We start from the raw sequence: 16963 nt of genomic DNA, 5'->3' as shown, positions 1-16963 counted from the left end.
CGACGGAACATTACCCGTCAGAACAGCGCGGTTCCCCGTTCGAAGTCCAACAGGCGCCGTTTGCGGGGCAGGCCGCCGCCGTAGCCCGTCAGGCTGCCGTCGGCACCCACCACGCGGTGGCAGGGGACGATGATGCCGACCGGGTTCTTTCCGTTGGCCAGGCCGACCGCCCGGGAGGCGGCCGGATTGCCGAGGGCGGCGGCCAGTTCGCCGTAGGAGCGGGTCTCGCCGTAGGGGATCCGGCGCAGCTGGTCCCACACCGTGCGCTGGAACGGGGTCCCGGTCAGGCGGAGTTCGAGGGTGAACTCCTTCAACTCGCCGTCGAAGTAGGCCCTGAGCTGTTCCTCCGCCTCGCCGAAGGGGCTGTCGTCGCGGTCGCCGAACGTCTCCTCGGCCGGCCGGTGGCGTTGGTCGGTCATGTAGAGGCCGCACAGGACGCCGTCCTCGGCGACGAGGGTGAGGGGGCCGTAGGGGCTGGTGATGACGGTGTGCTGCTTCATGAACGTCCTTACACCGGGAGGAAGTTGATCGGGTGGCTGTCCGTCGCCCACAGGTACTGGACCGCGTACGCCCGCCAGGGCCGCCAGGCCGCCGCGCGGGTGGTCAGGGCTCCCGGGGTGGAGGGCAGGCCCAACTCCTTGGCCGCGCGGCGGATTCCGAGGTCGGTGGGGAGGAAGGCGTCCGGGTCGCCGAGGGCGCGCATGGCGATGACGTCCACCGTCCAGGGGCCGAAGCCGGGCAGGGCGAGCAGACGGGCGCGGCTCTCGGGCCAGTCGCTCTCCGGGCCCAAGTGGATGGCGCCGGAGGCCAGTTGGGTGACCAGGGTGGTGAAGGTGGTGCGCCGGGTGCGGGGCATGGCCAGGGTCTCGGGGTCGAGGGCGGCCAGTGCCTCGGGGGTCGGGAAGAGGTGGGTGAGGCCGCCCTCCGGGTCGTCCACCGGGTCGCCGTGCGCGGTGACCAGGCGGGCCGCGTGGGTGCGGGCGGCGGCCGTGGAGACCTGCTGGCCGAGGACGGCCCGCACGGCGAACTCGGCCTCGTCGACCGTGCGGGGCACGCGCCGGCCCGGGGCCTTGTCCACCAGCGGGGCCAGGACGGGGTCCGTGCGCAGCTGGTCGTCGACGGCCACCGGATCGGCGTCCAGGTCCAGCATGCGGCGGCAGCGGCTGATCGCCACGGTCAGGTCGCGCAGGTCGCTGAGGGTGAGACGGCAGGCGATGTGGTCGGGTTCGGGGGTCAGCGACGCGAGGCCGTGGCCGTACGGGAGGCGGAGCGTGCGGCGGTAGGCGCCGTCGCGCCACTCCTCGACGCCGGGTACGGCGGTCGCGGCGAGGTGGCCGAAGAGGTTGTCGGGGTTGAGGGGGGCGCGGAAGGGGAGGCGGAGGACGAGGGTGCCGGGGGTGGCGGCCGGGGTCCTGGTCCTGGGCAGGCGGGCGCGCAGTTCGCTCGGGGAGAGGGCGAAGACCTCGCGGACCGTGTCGTTGAACGTGCGGATCGAGGAGAAGCCGGCGGCGAAGGCGATCTCCGCCATCGGCAGCGGGGTCGTCTCGATCAACAGGCGTGCGGTCTGGGCGCGTTGGGCGCGGGCGAGGGACAGCGGACCGGCGCCGAGTTCGGCGAGCAGCTGGCGTTCGACCTGGCGGGTGCTGTAGCCGAGGCGGGCGGCGAGGCCGGGGACGCCCTCGCGGTCCACGACGCCGTCGGCGATCAGCCGCATCGCGCGCGCCACGAGGTCGGCGCGCTGGTTCCACTCCGGGGAGCCCGGGCTGGTGTCGGGGCGGCAGCGCTTGCAGGCGCGGAAGCCGGCCTGCTGACAGGCGGCCGCGCTGGGGTAGAAGGTCATGTTCTCGGGCTTGGGCGGGACGACGGGGCAGCTGGGCCGGCAGTAGATGCGGGTCGTCAGGACCGCCGTGAAGAACCAGCCGTCGAAGCGGGCGTCCTTGGACTGGACGGCGCGTACGCAGCGCTCTTTGTCGGTGTGCATCCCGTTCTGCATGCGTCCAGCATCGGCGATGGTCGAGGGCAGGGCTGGCGAGAATCCGACATCGACCTGAGCTGCCCCGGGCCGGTGCGGATCACCGGGCGGCGGTCGCTGGGTACGATGCCCGCATGGAGTTGGCCTGCGAGGTGGGCACGGAGCGGCCGCACGACCGCCGTGCCGCCGAGATCCTCGACCGGGCCGTGGACCACGTCGGACATCTGCGGCCGGGGATCCGTGACGCCGGGCGGTGACCCCTCGCGTCGGCGGATGTGGCCGCTGTACGCCGCCGGGTTCACCACCGCCTTCGGGGCGCACGGCATCGCCGCGAACCTCGGGGGCGCGGGCAAGGACACGGTCACCTCGCTGCTCGTCCTCGGCGGGCTGCTCGCCCTCTACGACGGCGCCGAGGTCGTCCTCAAGCCGGTGTTCGGCACGCTGGCCGACCGGGTCGGGGCGCGGCCGGTACTGCTCGGCGGGCTGGTGGCGTTCGCCGTGGCGTCCGCGCTGTACGTCATCGCGGACAGCCCGGGGTGGTTGTGGGCCGCGCGGCTGGGGCAGGGGGCGGCGGCGTCCGCGTTCTCGCCGGCCGCGTCGGCGCTGGTGTCGCGGCTGAATCCGGCGGCGAAGCAGGGGCGGGCGTTCGGCGGCTACGGCTTCTGCAAGTCGATCGGCTACACGCTGGGGCCGCTGCTCGGCGGGGTGCTGGTGTGGGCCGGCGGGCTGCGGCTGCTGTTCGCGGTGCTGACGCTGCTCGGTGTCGCCGTCGCGGGGTGGGCGCTGGCCGCCGTACCCGTCGTACCGCCGCTCCCCCGGGCCCGGCAGACGGTCCTTGACCTGGCGCGACGGCTGGCGGACCCGGCGTTCCTGGTGCCGACGGCCGCGCTCGCCGGGGCCACGGCCGCGCTGTCGGTCGGGGTGGGCTTCCTGCCGGTGTCCGGCCGGGCGGCGGGGCTCGGCACGGTGGCGACGGGGGCCGCGGTGTCGGTGCTGGCCGCGTGCGCGGCGGTCGTGCAGCCCCGTACCGGACGGGCCTTGGACGCCGGGCGGCTGACCGCGCGGACCGGCCTGACCGCCGGGCTGCTGCTCACGGCGGCGGGACTGGCCTGCGCGATGCTGCCGGGCCTCACGGGCGTGCTGCTCGCCGCCGCCCTGATCGGCGTCGGTACGGGCCTGATCACTCCGCTGGGCTTCGCGACCCTGGCGTCCTCGACCCCGAGGGAACGCCTGGGCCAGACCATGGGCGCGGCCGAACTCGGCCGCGAACTGGGCGACGCGGGCGGCCCGCTGCTGGTGGCGGGGGTCGCCGCAGCGACCACGCTGACGCACGGCTACGCGACCCTGGCCGTGGTGACGGCGTGCGGGACGGTGCTGGTGGCTCGGGGGTTGCGGGGTGAGGGGCGCGCGAAGGATCCGGGGGCGGCTTGACGGGGTTGCGGGGCGGGGGGGCGCGAAGGATCCGGGGGCGGCTTGACGAGGTTGCGGAGCGGGGGGGCGCACAGGACCCGGGGGCGGCTTGACGAGGTTGCGGAGCGGGGGGCGCACAGGACCCGGGGGCGGCTTGACGGGGTTGCGGGGCGGGGGGGCGCGCAGGACCCGGGGGCGGCTTGACGAGGTTGCGGAGCGGGGGGCGCACAGGATCCGGAGCGGCTTGACGGGGTTGCGGAGCGGGGGGCGCGGAGGGGGTGAGGGGCGGCTCGACGGAGCTGCAGGGCAGGGAGGACCCCGACTCCCCACCTTGCTCAGCTCAGCACCGGCTCAACTCGGTTACCTCGGCTGGCTCGACATCCGCACCCGCTCCTCCCATCCCGTGCCCGATCGCCGTAGCCCTCTCAGGCGCCGCCCTCGCCCAGCAGGTCGCGCAGGGCCGTCTCCTCCTCGGCGCTCAGGCCGGTGACGAAGTGCTGCAGCGCGGCTATCGGGTCCGGTCCCCGGCCCAGGGCCTGGTGCATGGCCTCGGCGGTCATCTGGGCCGCGTTCTTCGCCGGGCGGTACGCGCCGCGCCGCCCGTCGGCGTCCCGCAGGACGAGGCCCTTGTCGTGCAGGCGCCGCAGGATGGTGTGCACGGTGTTGTAGGCGAGGTCGCCGTCCAGCTCGGCCTGGATCTCGGCCGGCGTCAGGGCCAGGTCGGTCGCCCACAGGGCGGCGAGGACCTCGCTCTCCAGCTCACCGGAACTGCGTCGCTCGGCTCTGCCGCGAGGAGTCGTGCCTGCCATGGCCTCCACCTTACGGCGCGTAGGGTCCACCGGTCACCGACTCGCACCTCTCCCTTACCCGCCTCCGGCATGACCCCGACCTACAGCCTGTAGGGTGACCCCCGACCCTACAACGCGTAGGGCCGGAAAGATGGACGATGCCAAGGGCCTCCGACGCCGCAGCCGCACCTTCTCCGACCCGGACACCCGGTGCCGCCCCACCCCCGGGGGCGCCCCCGGCGACCCGGACGGGCGCGCGATGGCTCCTGGCCGTGGCGGGCGCCTTCACCCTGCTCCAGCTGGTGCTCGTGCGCCCCGGAATGGGCCTCGGCTGGGACGAGACGGTGTACGTCAGCCAGGTCAGCGGCCACGCCCCGGCGGCCTTCTTCAGCGCCCCGCGCGCCCGTGGCATCACCCTGCTGGTGGCCCCGGTCGCCTCCTGGTCGTCGTCGACCGCGCTGCTGCGGGTGTACCTGGCCGTGCTGGCGGGCGCCGGCCTGTACGGGGCCCTGCGGGCCTGGCGCTCCCTGTTCCCGCCCCGCGTCCTCGCGGCCGGCGGCGCCCTCTTCGCCACCCTCTGGATCACCCTCTTCTACGGTCCCCAGGCCATGCCCAACTACTGGGTGGCCGTGGGCGCCCTGGCCGCCGTGGGCTTCTTCCTGCGGGCCCGCCGCGACCGCACCCGGCGGGCACCCCTGTGGGGCTTGGCCGCGGCGGCCGCGCTGATGGCGTGGATGCGGCCCACGGACGCCGTCTGGACGAGCCTCCCCCTCCTCGCCCTGGCCCTCCGCGACCGCCGCCCGCGCCTCCTGCTCGCCCTCCTCGGCGGCCTGGCGGCGGGTGCGCTCGAATGGGTCGTCGAGGCGTACGTCCGTTACGGCGGCCTGGGCGCCCGGCTGAGCGCCGGCTCCCGCATCGAGGGCGGCCTCGGCCTGCACAACGCCGTGACCGACCAGCTGCGCAGCCTCGGCGGCCGCGCCCTGTGCCGTCCGTGCACCGGCGCCGTCCCGAGCGCGCCGGTGATCGCCTGGTGGTTCGTCCTGCCGCTGCTCGCCGCGGCCGCGCTGGTCATCGCGGTACGGGCGCGTCGTACGACCGTCACCGCGCTGCCGCTCGCCTGCGCGGTCACGGCGGCGGTGCCGTATCTCTTCCTCATCGGGTACGCGGCACCCCGCTTCCTGCTGCCCGCCTACGCCCTGCTCGCCCTCCCGGTCGCGGACGCGCTGTGGTTCCTGGTCACTGCGCCTGTCGGACGGTGGCGACCGGTGGTCGTGACCCTGGTGGCGGCCGGACTGGCCGGTCATGTGGCCGTGCAGCTGGCGGTCGTGGACAGAGCGGTGTCCCGCACGACGGCCGCGCACCGCGCCTGGGCCCGCAGCGCCACGGAACTGCGCCGCCTCGGCTTCTCGCCGCCCTGTCTGCTCACCGGCGGCGACTCCGTCCCCATCGCCTTCCAGGCAGGCTGCGCCTCCGCCTACACCGCCGGTCACGACGCGGGCACCACGGCCGGTGCCCTCACCCGCACCGCCCGCCGCATCCCGGTCGCCCTCCTCGCCGCGAGCCCCGGGCCTGTGCCGTCCTACGCCCACGGCTGGCGACTGCACCGGCTGTCGGACGGCTACGCCTACGTGGCACCCGGCGCCCCGCACGAACGGCGGGGCACATGAGCGCGCAGACCGGTGCCGTCCTGGACGCCGGACGGCGGGTGCCGTGGCAGACCCTGGTGGCCGGCGGCCTGCTGGCGGGGGCCGTGGTGCTCGCCGTACGGCACTGGCCCGTGCTGGACGCCGGGGCCGACCGGCTGGTCGTCGCCGACCGGGGGTGGCTGCTGCTGGCCGCGGTGCTCACCGTGCTGACCTGGGTGTGCGCGGCGGTCACGGTGCAGGGCGCGGTACGGGAGGCGTTGCCCGCGCGACGGCTGGTGGCGGTGCAGTTCGCGGCGTCGGCGGCCAACCACGTCCTGCCCGCCGGGGTGGGGGCCGGTGCCGTCAATCTGCGGTTCCTGATGCGCTGCGGGCTGGCGCCGGGGCGGGCCGCGACGGCTCTCGCGGTCCGCGGCACAGCGGGCGCGGTCGTGCGGTTCGTGCTCATCGGGGTGCTCGCCCTCGCGAGTCCCGGGGTGCTGCGGCTGCCGTCGGTGCACGGGACGACGCTGCTGCTCGTCCTCACGGGGACGGCCGCCGCCGGCTGCGCGGCCGTGCTGCTCTCGCGGCTGACCCGGGTGCGGCGGTGGCTGGCGTGCACGGTGGCCGATGTGCGGGGTGTGCATGAACGCCCGCCGCGCGCGGCGGCCCTGTGGGGCGGTTCGCTGGCCTTCGCCGTGCTGCACACGGGGATCGTGCTGGCCGTCGTACGCGCCCTGGAACTGCCGCTGCCGGCGGGGCGGGTCGCGCTCGCGTATCTCGCCGCGAGCAGCGCCGCCGTACTGCTGCCGACGCCCGGTGGGCTCGGGTCGCTGGACGCCGCGCTCGCCTGGACGCTGACGGCGGCCGGGGCTCCGGCGGGGGCGAGCCTGTCGGCGGTGCTCGGCTACCGGCTGCTCACGGTGTGGCTTCCGCTGGTGCCGGGGCTGCTGGTGCTCGCCGGGCTGGTACGCACGAAGGCGCTGTAAGACGACAGGGGCGCACGCTCCGGAGCGGCGGGCCGCGGGCGGGGTCAGCCGGACGGGAGTCTGACCACGAAACCCGCCCCAGGGGCGACTTCGGGATCGTGCAGGACCTCGCCCCCTGCGGAACGGGCCAGGCGGCGGGCCAGCGGCAGACCCAGACCCGCGCCGTCGTGTCCGTCGTCCGGGTCGGCGCGGCGGCCGGGCTGGAAGAGCCGCTCGGCGAACGCGGGCGGTACGCCGGGTCCGTCGTCGGTGACCCGGACCCGCACACCGTTTCCGTCCCGGTCGGCGTGCAGGGTGACGTGCGAGGTGGCGTAGCGCAGGGCGTTGGCGAGGAGGGGACTGACGATGCGCTCGAGCAGCGCGGCCTGGACCCCCGCCTCCACCTGCCCGGATGCGGCGGAGACGTCGACGGTCACCCGCCCCGGCACGGGCTGCCGGTCGACGAGGCGGCGGAGGGTGGGCAGCACCGGGGCCGTGCCGGGAGCGGCCGCCGCGTCCTCGCGGGCGGTGGTCAGCAGGGTGTCGCAGATGGTCCGCATGGACTCGGCGGCTTCGGCGATGGTCACGTGCACGGCGCGGGTCTCGGCCGGTGTGCGGGGGCGGGAGCCGTACCAGTCGAGTTCGGCGACTATACGGCTGAGCGGGGTGCGCAGCTCGTGCGAGAGCTCGCCGGTGAGCTGCCGCTCGTGCCGCAGCACGGCCCGGATACGGTCCAGGAGGGCGTCCAACGAGGCGCCCAGACGGGCCAGTTCGGCGGGGCGGTCGGCACTGCCGAACCGTTCCTCGGAGCCGACCGCGCTCCACTGGGTGGCCTGGTCGGTCATCGTCCCGACCGGCCGCAGCGCGCGGCCCACCGCGAGCCGGGTCAGACCGTAGGTGCAGGCGAGCATCACCGCGTCCAGGACGAACGAGCCCAGCAGCAGGGTGTTGGCCGAACTCCGGTACGGGGACAGGTCCAGGGCCGTGACCACGGTCGCGGGACGCCGGGCGCCGGGGACGGGCTCGGCGCACAGCCGGACCTGTCCCGTGTCGGGTCCGTCGGCGTCCAGGCACCGGCGCCCGCCGCCGCGGACCAGCCGCTCGGCGACGCCGGTCAGCGGACCGGCGGACGGGGGCCGTTCCAGCAGGCGCGGGCCTGCGTAGATCCACACGTTCGCGTCCAGTAACCGGTCGTTGACGGTCTCCAGCACCCGCACGCGCGTGCCGCTGGTGTCGACGGTGGTGGCGACGGCGGCCGCCCGGGCGCGCAGTTCCTCGTCCGCCTGATGCCTCAGGTGGTGCCGGACGGCCGTGTTGAAGACGACGGTCAGGATCACCATGAGCAGCGCGGCGGTGGTGACCGCGACCAGGGAGAGACGGCCGCGGAGGGTCCGGGGGACGAGGCGACGGTGGAGCCGGGGGGTCATGACAGGCGGTGGCCGATCCCGCGGGTGGTGGCGACGGTCAGGTCGCTCCCGGCCGCGCGCAGCTTGCGGCGCAGCCGGGTCAGGTACTGGTCGAGGGTGTTCTCGCTGACCTGGGCGCCCTCCGGCCAGGCGGCCCGGACGAGGTCCCGGCGTCTCACGTTCTCCCCGGGCGTCGCCATCAGCCTGGCCAGCAGCCGGAACTCCGTCGGCGTGAGATCGGCCTGCGTGCCACGCACGCTCAGGCGGTGCCGTACGGCGTCCAGGACCAGGTCGCCTGCCGTGGCGTGGGGCGTGGGCAGCGCGCGTCTGAGGGCGGCGCGCAGGCGGGCGGCCAGTTCGGCGAGGTGGAAGGGCTTGGGGAGATAGTCGTCGCCGCCGGCGGAGAAGCCGGAGAGGCGGTCGGTCAGGCCGTGGCGCGCGGTGAGGAAGACGACCGGGAAGGAGAAGCCGTTGGCGCGCAGCGCCTGGCACACGTCCCGCCCGTCCGCGTCCGGGAGCCCGACGTCCAGCACGGCCGCGGCGACCTCGGCCCCGGCCAGCCGCAACGCGGTCGCTCCGTCGGGGGCGGGCAGTGTCGCGAACCCTTCGTCCCGCAGCCCGCGCACCAGCACGTCACGCAGGCCGTGATCGTCCTCGACGACCAGGATCTTGGGGGGCATGGTCCTCCGTCAGGGATTCGGGCGTCAGGGGTTCGGTCGTCAGGGGTTCGGCGGCGGATGTCTGTCAGGGACCCGAGGGCGGTGAGTTGGACGGTGGTGCGGAGTCGGACGGCCGTGCAGCGTCGGGGGGCGGTGCAGAGTCGGGCGATCGGTCATGAGGCCGGTCAGAGGCCGCCGAGGGTCGGAGATCGCGCCCCCTGCCGGTGCCGTCCCCGTCGCCGTTGCCCCGTCCCTCCGGCCCCGCAGCCCCCGCGGGCCCGTCCAGCCCCGCACCCGCACCCGCACCCGCACCCGCACCCGCACCCGCACGCCAACGCGCACCCGGTACGAAGCCCCCCGCTCCGCCCGCTCCCGTCATCCGCACGTCCAACCACCGTCCGAGCCCCCACCAGCACAGCCCCAGCCACGCGCCGGCCAGCAGCCAGCCGCCCAGTACGTCGCTGGCCCAGTGCACACCCAGGTAGACCCGGCTCAAGCCGACGGCCACCGCCCAGCACACCGCGATCACACACGTCGTACGCGCGAGGCCGGCACGGAGGTGCCGGGTGACCGCCCAGCACACGAACCCTGCCGTCAGGGCGGAGGTCGTCGTGTGGCCGGAGGGGAAGGCGAAGCCGGAGGCGTGGGTCGCCCAGTCGGCGGTGTTCGGGCGGGCTCGTGCGAACAGTTCCATCAGCCCGCTGCGCACCAGTTGCCCGGCGACCAGCACGGCCAGGCCGTACACGACCGCTCTCACCCGCTCACCGGTGTCCCGGCCGGCGACCAGCCCGGCCGCCACGACGATCAGATACGGCCACGGTCCCGTCCCGGTCGCGGTGATGCCGCGCGCCAGCGCCTGACCGACGGGTGGCCGGTGCCGGAGCGCCCAGGCGTGCGCCGCGCCGTCACCCGGGAGCGGTGAGCCGTGCCGTACCCCCATCGCGACGGCGAGGGCGGCGAACAACACGGCGCAGACGACGGCGAGCCACGGCAGCCCTCCCCGCACGGACCCCGCATCCCGCACAGACCGCCCGTCCCGCCCGGTCCGCCCACTCCGCGGAGCCCGTCCCGCCCCGCTCACGGCGCCCCCGCCGACCGCCGACCGGTCACCGCCCCGCCGGCCGCCACGTCGCATCCCGCCGCTCGCCCAGAACCGCCCGGCACCCCATCGCGCGCACTCCGCCTCACACCCCCGTCACCAACCCACCGAACCGAGTCGCGGCCACCCGTCTGACCAGCGGCGCGCCCCGGTCGGCGAGCCGCATCAGGAGCCAGGCCAGGAGCGCGCCGAGAGCCAGGCCCACGGCCACGTCGTGGGGATAGTGGGCGCCGATCCAGACGCGGGAGATGGCCATCAGGACGGCGGCCGGGGCCGCGATGCGGGTGAGACGGCGGTCGGTCAGGGCGATCGCCACGGCCGCGGCCCCGGCGATCACGGCGTGGTTGCTGGGGAACGACCAGTCCCCGGCCGCCGGGCACGCCTCGACCGTGACCACGTGCAGTGTGCGGCAGGGTCTGGTCTCGGCGACCGCCGACTTCACCAGCATGTCGACGGCGTACACGACCATCACGATCAGCGGTGTCGCCAGGGCCCGCACCATCCGCGCCTCCCCGGCTCCGCGGGCCCGCCACCACGCGACGAGCATCAGCACGGCGAACAGGGCGAGGCCGTAGTCGGACCAGACGGCGATCGCGGTGTCGAGGGGATGGGAGGTGTGGTGGGCGAGCCGCGTGATCCACGTGTAGAGGCCGCCGTCGACCGAGGCGCCGCCGAAGGCGAGGGGGGTCATGACTGGGCTCCCGGGGAGGTGCGGCGGGCACGCGCGCGGCGGGCCTCGATGGCGAGCGGGGTCAGGGACGCGAGGACGACGACGGCGACCAGCGGCAGGAGGTAGCGGTCGACGTTGGGGATGGAGGAGCCCAGCGCGTATCCGCCGAGGACGAGGCCGATCGTCCACACCAGTCCGCCGACGACCTGCCAGAGCGTGAAGACCCGTACCGGCACGTCCAGCGCCCCGGCCAGCGGGTTCAGCACCGTGCGCACCACCGGCACGAAGCGGGCCAGGACGACCGCCTTGGCGTGGCCGTAGCGCGCGAGCAGTTCCTCGGCGCGCGCCGCGCCCTCGTGCAGCTTTCTCGCCCGGCTGCGGGCCAGCAGCGCGCGACCGCCGCGCCGCCCGATCCAGTACCCGACCTGCGCTCCGGCCAGTGCCCCGACGACCGCGGCGACCAGCACCTGCGGCAGCGAGAGATGCACGGACCGGTGGGTGCCGCCCGCGCACAGCAGTCCCGCCGTGAACAGCAGGGAGTCGCCGGGCAGGAAGAAGCCGACCAGCAGGCCGGTCTCGGCGAACAGCACGGCGGCGATGCCGAGCGTGCCGAAGGCGGACAGCAGGGATCCGGCATCCAGGACGTTCACCGCCTGGGCGACGGCGAACTCGGCAGCTGCCATGCGGGCGACCCCTCTCATACTGGGACGTGGACGGAGCGGGCCGGAACCCGCGCCGAGCGACTACAGTCATGTAGACCGTCTACTGAACTGTAGACGAATCAGAGCCGAGGAGCGTTCCCATGCCGCAGGAACAGATCGACGAGCCGGCCGGCGGCCCGGCCGACGGGCACACGGACCGGCGGCCGGCGGGCGAGCTGGAGGCGAGTGTCCTGGCCGCCCTGTGGGCCGCCGACGGACCCCTCACGCCCGGCGCCGTGCAGCTGGAGCTCGGCGGGGGCCTGGCCCGCACCACCGTCACCACCATCCTCACACGGTTGCACGCCAAGGGCGCGGTCACCCGGGAGCGGCTCGGCCGCGGCTACGCCTACGCGCCCGCCCAGGACGCCCACGGGCTGACCGCCCGCCGGATGCACGCCGAACTCGACAAGGACGAGGACCGCGGCACCGTGCTCGCGCGATTCGTCTCCGACCTGAGCCCGGAGGACGAGCGTCTGCTGCGCACCCTGCTGGAGACCACCGGCCAGGGAACGGCCGACGAGACGCCGTGAGCCGGTGCCCCACCCGCATCGGCGTTCGGGTCCGCGTCCGCGCCGCTGAGGAAACGGCCCCGCCTCCTGCCGCGTAGGCTGGCCGGTGACGGACCGGCGGCTTCCTGGAGGAACGCGTGATCTTTGCCGTGTGGCTCCCGCTCCTGGTGCCGCTGCTGGCGGTCCCGCTGGCCCGGCGCGGAGCGGAGCACCTGCCGCCCCGGGCGGCGGCCTGGGCGCTGACCGCTCTGACGCTGGTCCTCGCCCTGTCGAGTACGGCCGCTCTCGCCCTGCTGGCCCTGAACGGCGCCCTGCGCCTCCCCTCCGTCGCGGCGCTCGGCCACCTCTCCCCGCATCTGCTGGGCGACGGCTCCCTGGCCACCGTGCCCGCCGCGGTCCTGGCCGCCTGCGCGCTGACGGCGCTCGGCGCCTCGCTGCTGCGCCGGACCGTCCGGCACGTGCGTGAAGTGCGCGCCGCTCACCGGCAGTTCGGGAGCGAGGCGAGCGCGGGCGATCTCTGGGTGCGGGAGGACGAGCGGCCCGACGCGTACGCGCTGCCCGGCCGCCCCGGCCGCATCGTGGTGACCACGGGCATGCTGCGCGCCCTCAGCGCACGCGAGCGCGAGGTGCTCTTCGCCCACGAGCGCGCGCATCTGACCGGCCGCCACCATCTCTTCCTCGCCGCCACCGAGTTCGCCGTGGCCCTGCACCCGGCCCTGCGCGGTCTGCGCGCCCCGCTCTCGTACGCCCTGGAGCGCTGGGCCGACGAGTCCGCCGCCCGGGTGACGGGTGACCGCACCCTGACCGCCCGCGCCGTCGGCCGGGCCGCGCTCGCCGCCCGCGCGGCGACCCCCCGGCCGCGGCTGTCCCTCACGGCCACCGCGGGGCCGGTGCCGCGCCGGGTCAGCGCGCTGCTGAGCGCGCCGAAGCCCGCCGCCCGCGCGCTCCCCCGCGCCCTGGCCGGACTCCTCCTCGCCTGTGTCGCCCTGTCGGCGACGGCGGCTCTGGAGGCGGCCACGGATCTGCACGACGGCATCGAGGTCGCCCAGGGAGAGCCCGTCGGACACGGCGACTGACCGGAGCGGCCGGCCGCCGCGGGCCCCCTCGCCACCCTTCTCACGCACAGCTCCCTCACAGCTCACGCTTATGGCATGCTCAGGCCAACAAGTGCACGCAGCCCCGACCGCCTCCGGCGCACCCAGGCCGGCCGGCGATCGCCGAGCAGACCGGGATCCCGGTCGCCGCAAAGGAGTTCCGCGTGAGATCGACCCCCCACAGATCCGTCGCCGCGCGTCTGCTGACCGTCTTCGCGCGCCCGTTGGCCGTCGCCGCGCTGGCCGTCGTATCGCTGCCCGCCCTTCCCGCGGCCGCCGCACCCTCGGCGGCGGCCTGCACCCCGGCCCAGGTGGTGGCCAACGGCGGCTTCGAGAGCGGCACTTCGCCCTGGAGCCAGTCGTCGACGAGCGTCATCACCAGCCGCTCCGGGCAGAGCGCGCACGGCGGCAGCTCGTTCGCCTGGCTGGACGGCGTCGGATCCACGCACACCGACACGCTCTCCCAGAGCGTCACCGTCCCGTCGGGGTGCGACAAGGCGACCCTGTCCTTCTGGCTGCACATCGACACCGCCGAGACGACCTCCTCCACCGCCTACGACAAACTGACGGCGAAGATCGGCTCCACCACGCTGGCGACGTACTCGAACCTCGACAGGAACACGGGCTACGTCCAGAAGTCCTTCGACGTGTCCGCCTTCGCCGGCCAGACCGTGAGCGTCGCCTTCACCGGCACCGAGGACTCCAGCCTGCAGACCGGCTTCGTCCTGGACGACGTCGCCCTCGACACCTCCGCGGGCACCCCCCCGCCGGCGGACTCGACACGGACGCCCGCCTCCCCCTCGTACACCGTCAGTCTGAGCAGCAACAGCAGCGGCACCGTCTGGACCGGCCACGAGAGCGCGACCTTCACCAACGCCTCCTCGACCCCGCTCGGCGAGGTGTATCTGCGGCTGTGGGACAACTACCACGGCACCTGCTCGGCGATGCCCGTCACGGTCACGAACCTCACCGGCGGCACGGCGGGCGCCCTGTCCGTCGGCTGCACCGCCCTGCAGATCTCCCTGCCGGCCCCGCTCGCACAGGGGCAGAGCGCCACGATCGGCTTCGACCTCTCCATCACCGTGCCCAGCGGCGCCGACCGGTTCGGACACGACGGGGCCTTCAACAACATCGGCAACGCGCTGCCCGTGCTCGCGGTGAAGGACGGCGCGGGCTGGCACCTGGACCCGTACACCGACAACGGCGAGTCGTTCTACTCCCTGGCCGCCGACTTCCACGTCACGCTCGACCACCCGAGCGGCCTGCTGGTCCCGGCCACCGGCACGTCCGTCGACACCCCCGGCTCCAGCGGGCGTACGGTCACCACCGCGACCGCGTCCAAGGTGCGCGACTTCGCCTGGGCGGCGGGGCCGTTCAGCAGGATCTCGGGCACGTCGGCGGCCGGTACGGCGATCAACGTCTACTCCGTCTCGGGCATCAGCTCCTCCGACGCGCAGTCGATGCTGAGCACGGCGAAGACCGCCGTCGACGCCCACGCCGCGCGCTTCGGCGCCTACCCGTACGGCGAGTTGGACGCGGTCATCGACAACAACTACTGGTTCGGCGGCATGGAGTACCCCGGCTTCGTCCTGGACCTCGTCAGCACCACCGCCCTCACCCATGAGATCGGCCACCAGTGGTGGTACGGCATCGTCGGCGACGACGAGTACAACAGCCCCTGGCTGGACGAGGCGTTCACCGACTACGCCACCGACCTGGCCCTCGGCAAGACCGGCAGCAACTGCTGGAACAGCGTCTCCTGGGCCTCCTCCGCCGAGAAGATCACCAACTCGATGGCGTACTGGGACGCCCACTCCTCCCGCTACTCCACCGTCGTCTACGGCTACGGCAAGTGCGCCCTGCACGACCTGCGGCGCCTCATCGGCGACACGGCGATGACGAAGGTGCTGAAGGACTACGCGAGTTCGCACTGGTACGGCGTCTCGACCACGGCCGAGTTCAAGGCGGCGGCGCAGGCCGCGACGAGCACGGACCTGACGTCGTTCTGGAGCACGCACCGCATCGACGGCTGACCGGAGGGGAGTTCAGCGGGTCTGCGCGGCGAACGCCTCGTAGGCCCGCTCGTCGAAGAGGACGAACCTGACCTCGTCGACCGACGTGTCCGCGGCCCGCACCGTCCGGACGGCGACGCGGGCCCCGTCGTCGATCGGCCAGCCGTAGACACCGGTGGAGACGGCGGGGAAGGCGACCGTACGGGCGCCGAGTTCGTCGGCGACCCGGAGGGACTCCCGGTAGCAGGAGGCCAGCAGCTCCGAGCGGTCCTCGCCGGCCGACCAGACCGGACCGACCGTGTGGATCACCCACCGCGCGTCCAGCTTCCCGGCGGTGGTGGCGACCGCCTGTCCGGTGGGCAGGCCCTTGCCGTAGCGCGAGGCGCGCAGCTTCCGGCACTCCTCCAGGATCTCCGGCCCACCCCGGCGGTGAATGGCCCCGTCGACACCGCCACCGCCGAGCAGCGAGGAGTTCGCCGCGTTGACGATGGCGTCGACGGCCTGCCGGGTGATGTCACCCCGGACGAGCGTGATGCTGGTCATGGAGCCTCCGAACCATTGTGGGGCACACGGACACGCGCTGCCCGAGGGCCGATCCGCTACGGCTGCTCTCGCAGCCTGCGCCACACCGCCTTCGCCGCGTTGTGGCCCGACATGCCGTGGACGCCCGGGCCCGGTGGAGTGGCGGAGGAGCAGATGAAGACCGCCGGGTGGGGGGTGGTGTACGGGGAGAGGGAGAGCTTGGGGCGCAGCAGGACCTGGAGGCCGGTCACCGCGCCGGAGCCGATGTCGCCGCCGACGTAGTTGGCGTTGCGGGCGGCGAGTTCGGGCGGGCCGGCGGTCGCACGGGCGAGGACGCGGTCGCGGAAACCGGGCGCGAAACGCTCCAGTTGGCGTTCCATGACGTCCGTGAGGTCTCCCGTCCAGCCGCTCGGCACATGGGCGTAGGCCCAGAAGACCTGCTTGCCCTCGGGGGCGCGGGTGGGGTCGACGACGCCCGGCTGCACCGTGATCATGAACGGCCGGTCGGGTGCCCGGCCCTCCCGGGAGGCCGCCCGCAGGGCCCTGCCGATCTCCGCGCTGTCGGCGCCGATCTGCACGGTGGCGGCGGCGCGGGCCTCCTCCGCGGTCCACGGCACCGGTCCGTCGAGCGCGTAGTCGACCTTGAAGACGCCCGGGCCGTACCTGTAGTCCGCGTAGTAGCGGCCGAAACCGGCGATGCGGGCCAGCGCGGTGGGCGAGGTGTCGAAGACGTACGCTCGCGCGGGCGGCAGGTCGTCGAGGCGCTTGACCTCGTAGTCGGTGTGCACCAGTCCGCCCAGGTCCTTGAGGTACGCGGTGAGCGCGTCCGCGATGGACTGCGAGCCGCCCCGGGCGACCGGCCATCCGCGCGCGTGCGCGGCGAGGACGAAGATCAGGCCGATGGCGCTCGTCGCGAAGCCGCCGAGCGGGGCCATCACATGGGCGACCAGTCCGGCGAACAGGGTCCTGGCCCGGTCGTCGTGGAAGCGGCGCGCAAGCCAGGTCGACGGGGGCAGACCGACGAGGCCGAAGCGGGCGAGGGTGACCGGGTCGCGGGGCAGCGCGGTCAGCGGCAGGGACATGAAGTCGCGGACCAGGGTGTCCCACCGGGGCAGGAACGGCGCGACCAGTCTGCGGTAGGTCCCCGCGTCCCGTGGGCCGAAGGAGGCGGCCGTCTCGGCGACCGAGCGGGCCAGCACGGCGGCGGTGCCGTCGGGGAAGGGGTGTGCCATGGCCAGGTCGGCGTGCAGCCACTGAAGGCCGTACCGCTCCAGGGGCAGGGCGCGGAAGGCCGGTGAGTTGATGCCGAGCGGGTGGGCCGCGGAGCAGGGGTCGTGCAGGAAGCCGGGCAGGGTGAGCTCTTCGGTGCGGGAGCCGCCGCCGACGGTGTCGCGGGCCTCGAAGACGGCCACGGAGAAGCCGCGCCGGGCCAGCTCCACGGCGGCCGTCAGTCCGTTCGGCCCCGCACCCACCACGCACGCATCGAGCATCGACGGCACCTTCGGACCCCTTCGTCAACCGACGGCCTGGG

General features: G+C 74.6%; 17 protein-coding genes. 7 read left to right on the top strand and 10 right to left on the bottom strand.

The window, feature by feature from the left end:
• Nucleotides 1-17: 17 nt before the first annotated feature.
• Nucleotides 18-500, bottom strand: a complete 483-nt coding sequence (locus MKW14_RS00780; protein ID WP_240858118.1) for a methylated-DNA--[protein]-cysteine S-methyltransferase — start codon at nt 498-500, stop codon at nt 18-20.
• An 8-nt stretch (nt 501-508) separates the two neighbouring features.
• The gene (locus MKW14_RS00775) at nt 509-1993 is read right to left on the bottom strand and encodes an AlkA N-terminal domain-containing protein (protein WP_276618053.1); all 1485 of its coding nucleotides are present in this window, start codon (nt 1991-1993) and stop codon (nt 509-511) included.
• A 113-nt stretch (nt 1994-2106) separates the two neighbouring features.
• Between MKW14_RS00775 and MKW14_RS40790 the strand changes: the two genes are divergently transcribed.
• Both MKW14_RS40790 and MKW14_RS00770 read left to right on the top strand, forming a co-directional pair.
• Nucleotides 2107-2229 carry a hypothetical protein gene (locus MKW14_RS40790; RefSeq protein ID WP_276618051.1) on the top strand — a complete coding sequence of 41 codons (123 nt, stop codon included), beginning with the start codon at nt 2107-2109 and terminating at the stop codon, nt 2227-2229.
• A 16-nt stretch (nt 2230-2245) separates the two neighbouring features.
• Nucleotides 2246-3403, top strand: coding sequence for an MFS transporter (locus tag MKW14_RS00770; protein WP_240858117.1), 1158 nt, complete (start codon nt 2246-2248; stop codon nt 3401-3403).
• Between the two features lie 404 nt (nt 3404-3807).
• Here MKW14_RS00770 and MKW14_RS00765 read toward each other — a convergent pair whose 3' ends face one another.
• Nucleotides 3808-4191: a BlaI/MecI/CopY family transcriptional regulator gene (locus tag MKW14_RS00765; RefSeq protein ID WP_240858116.1), complete on the bottom strand. Its 384-nt coding sequence runs from the start codon at nt 4189-4191 to the stop codon at nt 3808-3810.
• A gap of 137 nt (nt 4192-4328) precedes the next feature.
• Between MKW14_RS00765 and MKW14_RS00760 the strand changes: the two genes are divergently transcribed.
• Entirely contained in the window at nt 4329-5837 is a 1509-nt protein-coding gene (locus tag MKW14_RS00760) for a hypothetical protein (protein WP_240858115.1), read from the top strand.
• Nucleotides 5834-6781: a lysylphosphatidylglycerol synthase transmembrane domain-containing protein gene (locus tag MKW14_RS00755; protein WP_240858114.1), complete on the top strand. Its 948-nt coding sequence runs from the start codon at nt 5834-5836 to the stop codon at nt 6779-6781. Before MKW14_RS00760 ends, MKW14_RS00755 begins: the two co-directional genes overlap by 4 nt.
• A 44-nt stretch (nt 6782-6825) precedes the next feature.
• Here the strand turns inward: MKW14_RS00755 and MKW14_RS00750 are convergent, their stop codons facing one another.
• The 5 genes from MKW14_RS00750 to MKW14_RS00730 form a co-directional block, all read right to left on the bottom strand.
• A complete protein-coding gene (locus MKW14_RS00750; RefSeq protein ID WP_240858113.1) occupies nt 6826-8187 on the bottom strand; it encodes a sensor histidine kinase in 1362 nt (453 codons plus the stop codon).
• The gene (locus tag MKW14_RS00745) at nt 8184-8846 is read right to left on the bottom strand and encodes a response regulator transcription factor (protein ID WP_240858112.1); all 663 of its coding nucleotides are present in this window, start codon (nt 8844-8846) and stop codon (nt 8184-8186) included. Before MKW14_RS00745 ends, MKW14_RS00750 begins: the two co-directional genes overlap by 4 nt.
• Before the next feature lie 64 nt (nt 8847-8910).
• Nucleotides 8911-9831: a phosphatase PAP2 family protein gene (locus MKW14_RS00740; protein WP_240858111.1), complete on the bottom strand. Its 921-nt coding sequence runs from the start codon at nt 9829-9831 to the stop codon at nt 8911-8913.
• Between the two features lie 178 nt (nt 9832-10009).
• Nucleotides 10010-10615, bottom strand: coding sequence for a phosphatase PAP2 family protein (locus tag MKW14_RS00735; RefSeq protein ID WP_240858109.1), 606 nt, complete (start codon nt 10613-10615; stop codon nt 10010-10012).
• A complete protein-coding gene (locus MKW14_RS00730; RefSeq protein ID WP_240858108.1) occupies nt 10612-11277 on the bottom strand; it encodes a DedA family protein in 666 nt (221 codons plus the stop codon). The genes MKW14_RS00735 and MKW14_RS00730 overlap by 4 nt, the downstream gene beginning before the upstream one ends.
• Before the next feature lie 119 nt (nt 11278-11396).
• On the opposite strand from MKW14_RS00730, the gene MKW14_RS00725 reads away from it, so the two are divergent.
• From MKW14_RS00725 to MKW14_RS00715, 3 genes are all read left to right on the top strand, one after another.
• Nucleotides 11397-11825 (top strand): BlaI/MecI/CopY family transcriptional regulator, encoded by a 429-nt coding sequence (locus tag MKW14_RS00725; RefSeq protein WP_240858107.1) that lies wholly within the window; start codon nt 11397-11399, stop codon nt 11823-11825.
• 116 nt (nt 11826-11941) lie between these two features.
• Nucleotides 11942-12880 carry a M56 family metallopeptidase gene (locus MKW14_RS00720; protein ID WP_240858106.1) on the top strand — a complete coding sequence of 313 codons (939 nt, stop codon included), beginning with the start codon at nt 11942-11944 and terminating at the stop codon, nt 12878-12880.
• 182 nt (nt 12881-13062) lie between these two features.
• Nucleotides 13063-14931, top strand: coding sequence for a M1 family aminopeptidase (locus MKW14_RS00715; protein ID WP_240858105.1), 1869 nt, complete (start codon nt 13063-13065; stop codon nt 14929-14931).
• 12 nt (nt 14932-14943) lie between these two features.
• On the opposite strand, the gene MKW14_RS00710 is transcribed toward MKW14_RS00715, so the two are convergent.
• Both MKW14_RS00710 and MKW14_RS00705 read right to left on the bottom strand, forming a co-directional pair.
• Nucleotides 14944-15453: an O-acetyl-ADP-ribose deacetylase gene (locus MKW14_RS00710; RefSeq protein ID WP_240858104.1), complete on the bottom strand. Its 510-nt coding sequence runs from the start codon at nt 15451-15453 to the stop codon at nt 14944-14946.
• Nucleotides 15454-15509: 56 nt separating this feature from the next.
• Complete coding sequence (locus tag MKW14_RS00705) at nt 15510-16922, bottom strand: phytoene desaturase family protein (protein ID WP_240858103.1); 1413 nt, start codon at nt 16920-16922, stop codon at nt 15510-15512.
• Between the last annotated feature and the right edge of the window lie 41 nt (nt 16923-16963).

The sequence above is a fragment of the Streptomyces gilvus genome (assembly GCF_022513565.1).
GTDB classification, from domain to species: domain Bacteria; phylum Actinomycetota; class Actinomycetes; order Streptomycetales; family Streptomycetaceae; genus Streptomyces; species Streptomyces gilvus.
Note: the sequence above shows the minus strand (reverse complement) of the source record. Positions and strands in the feature narration are given on the sequence as shown.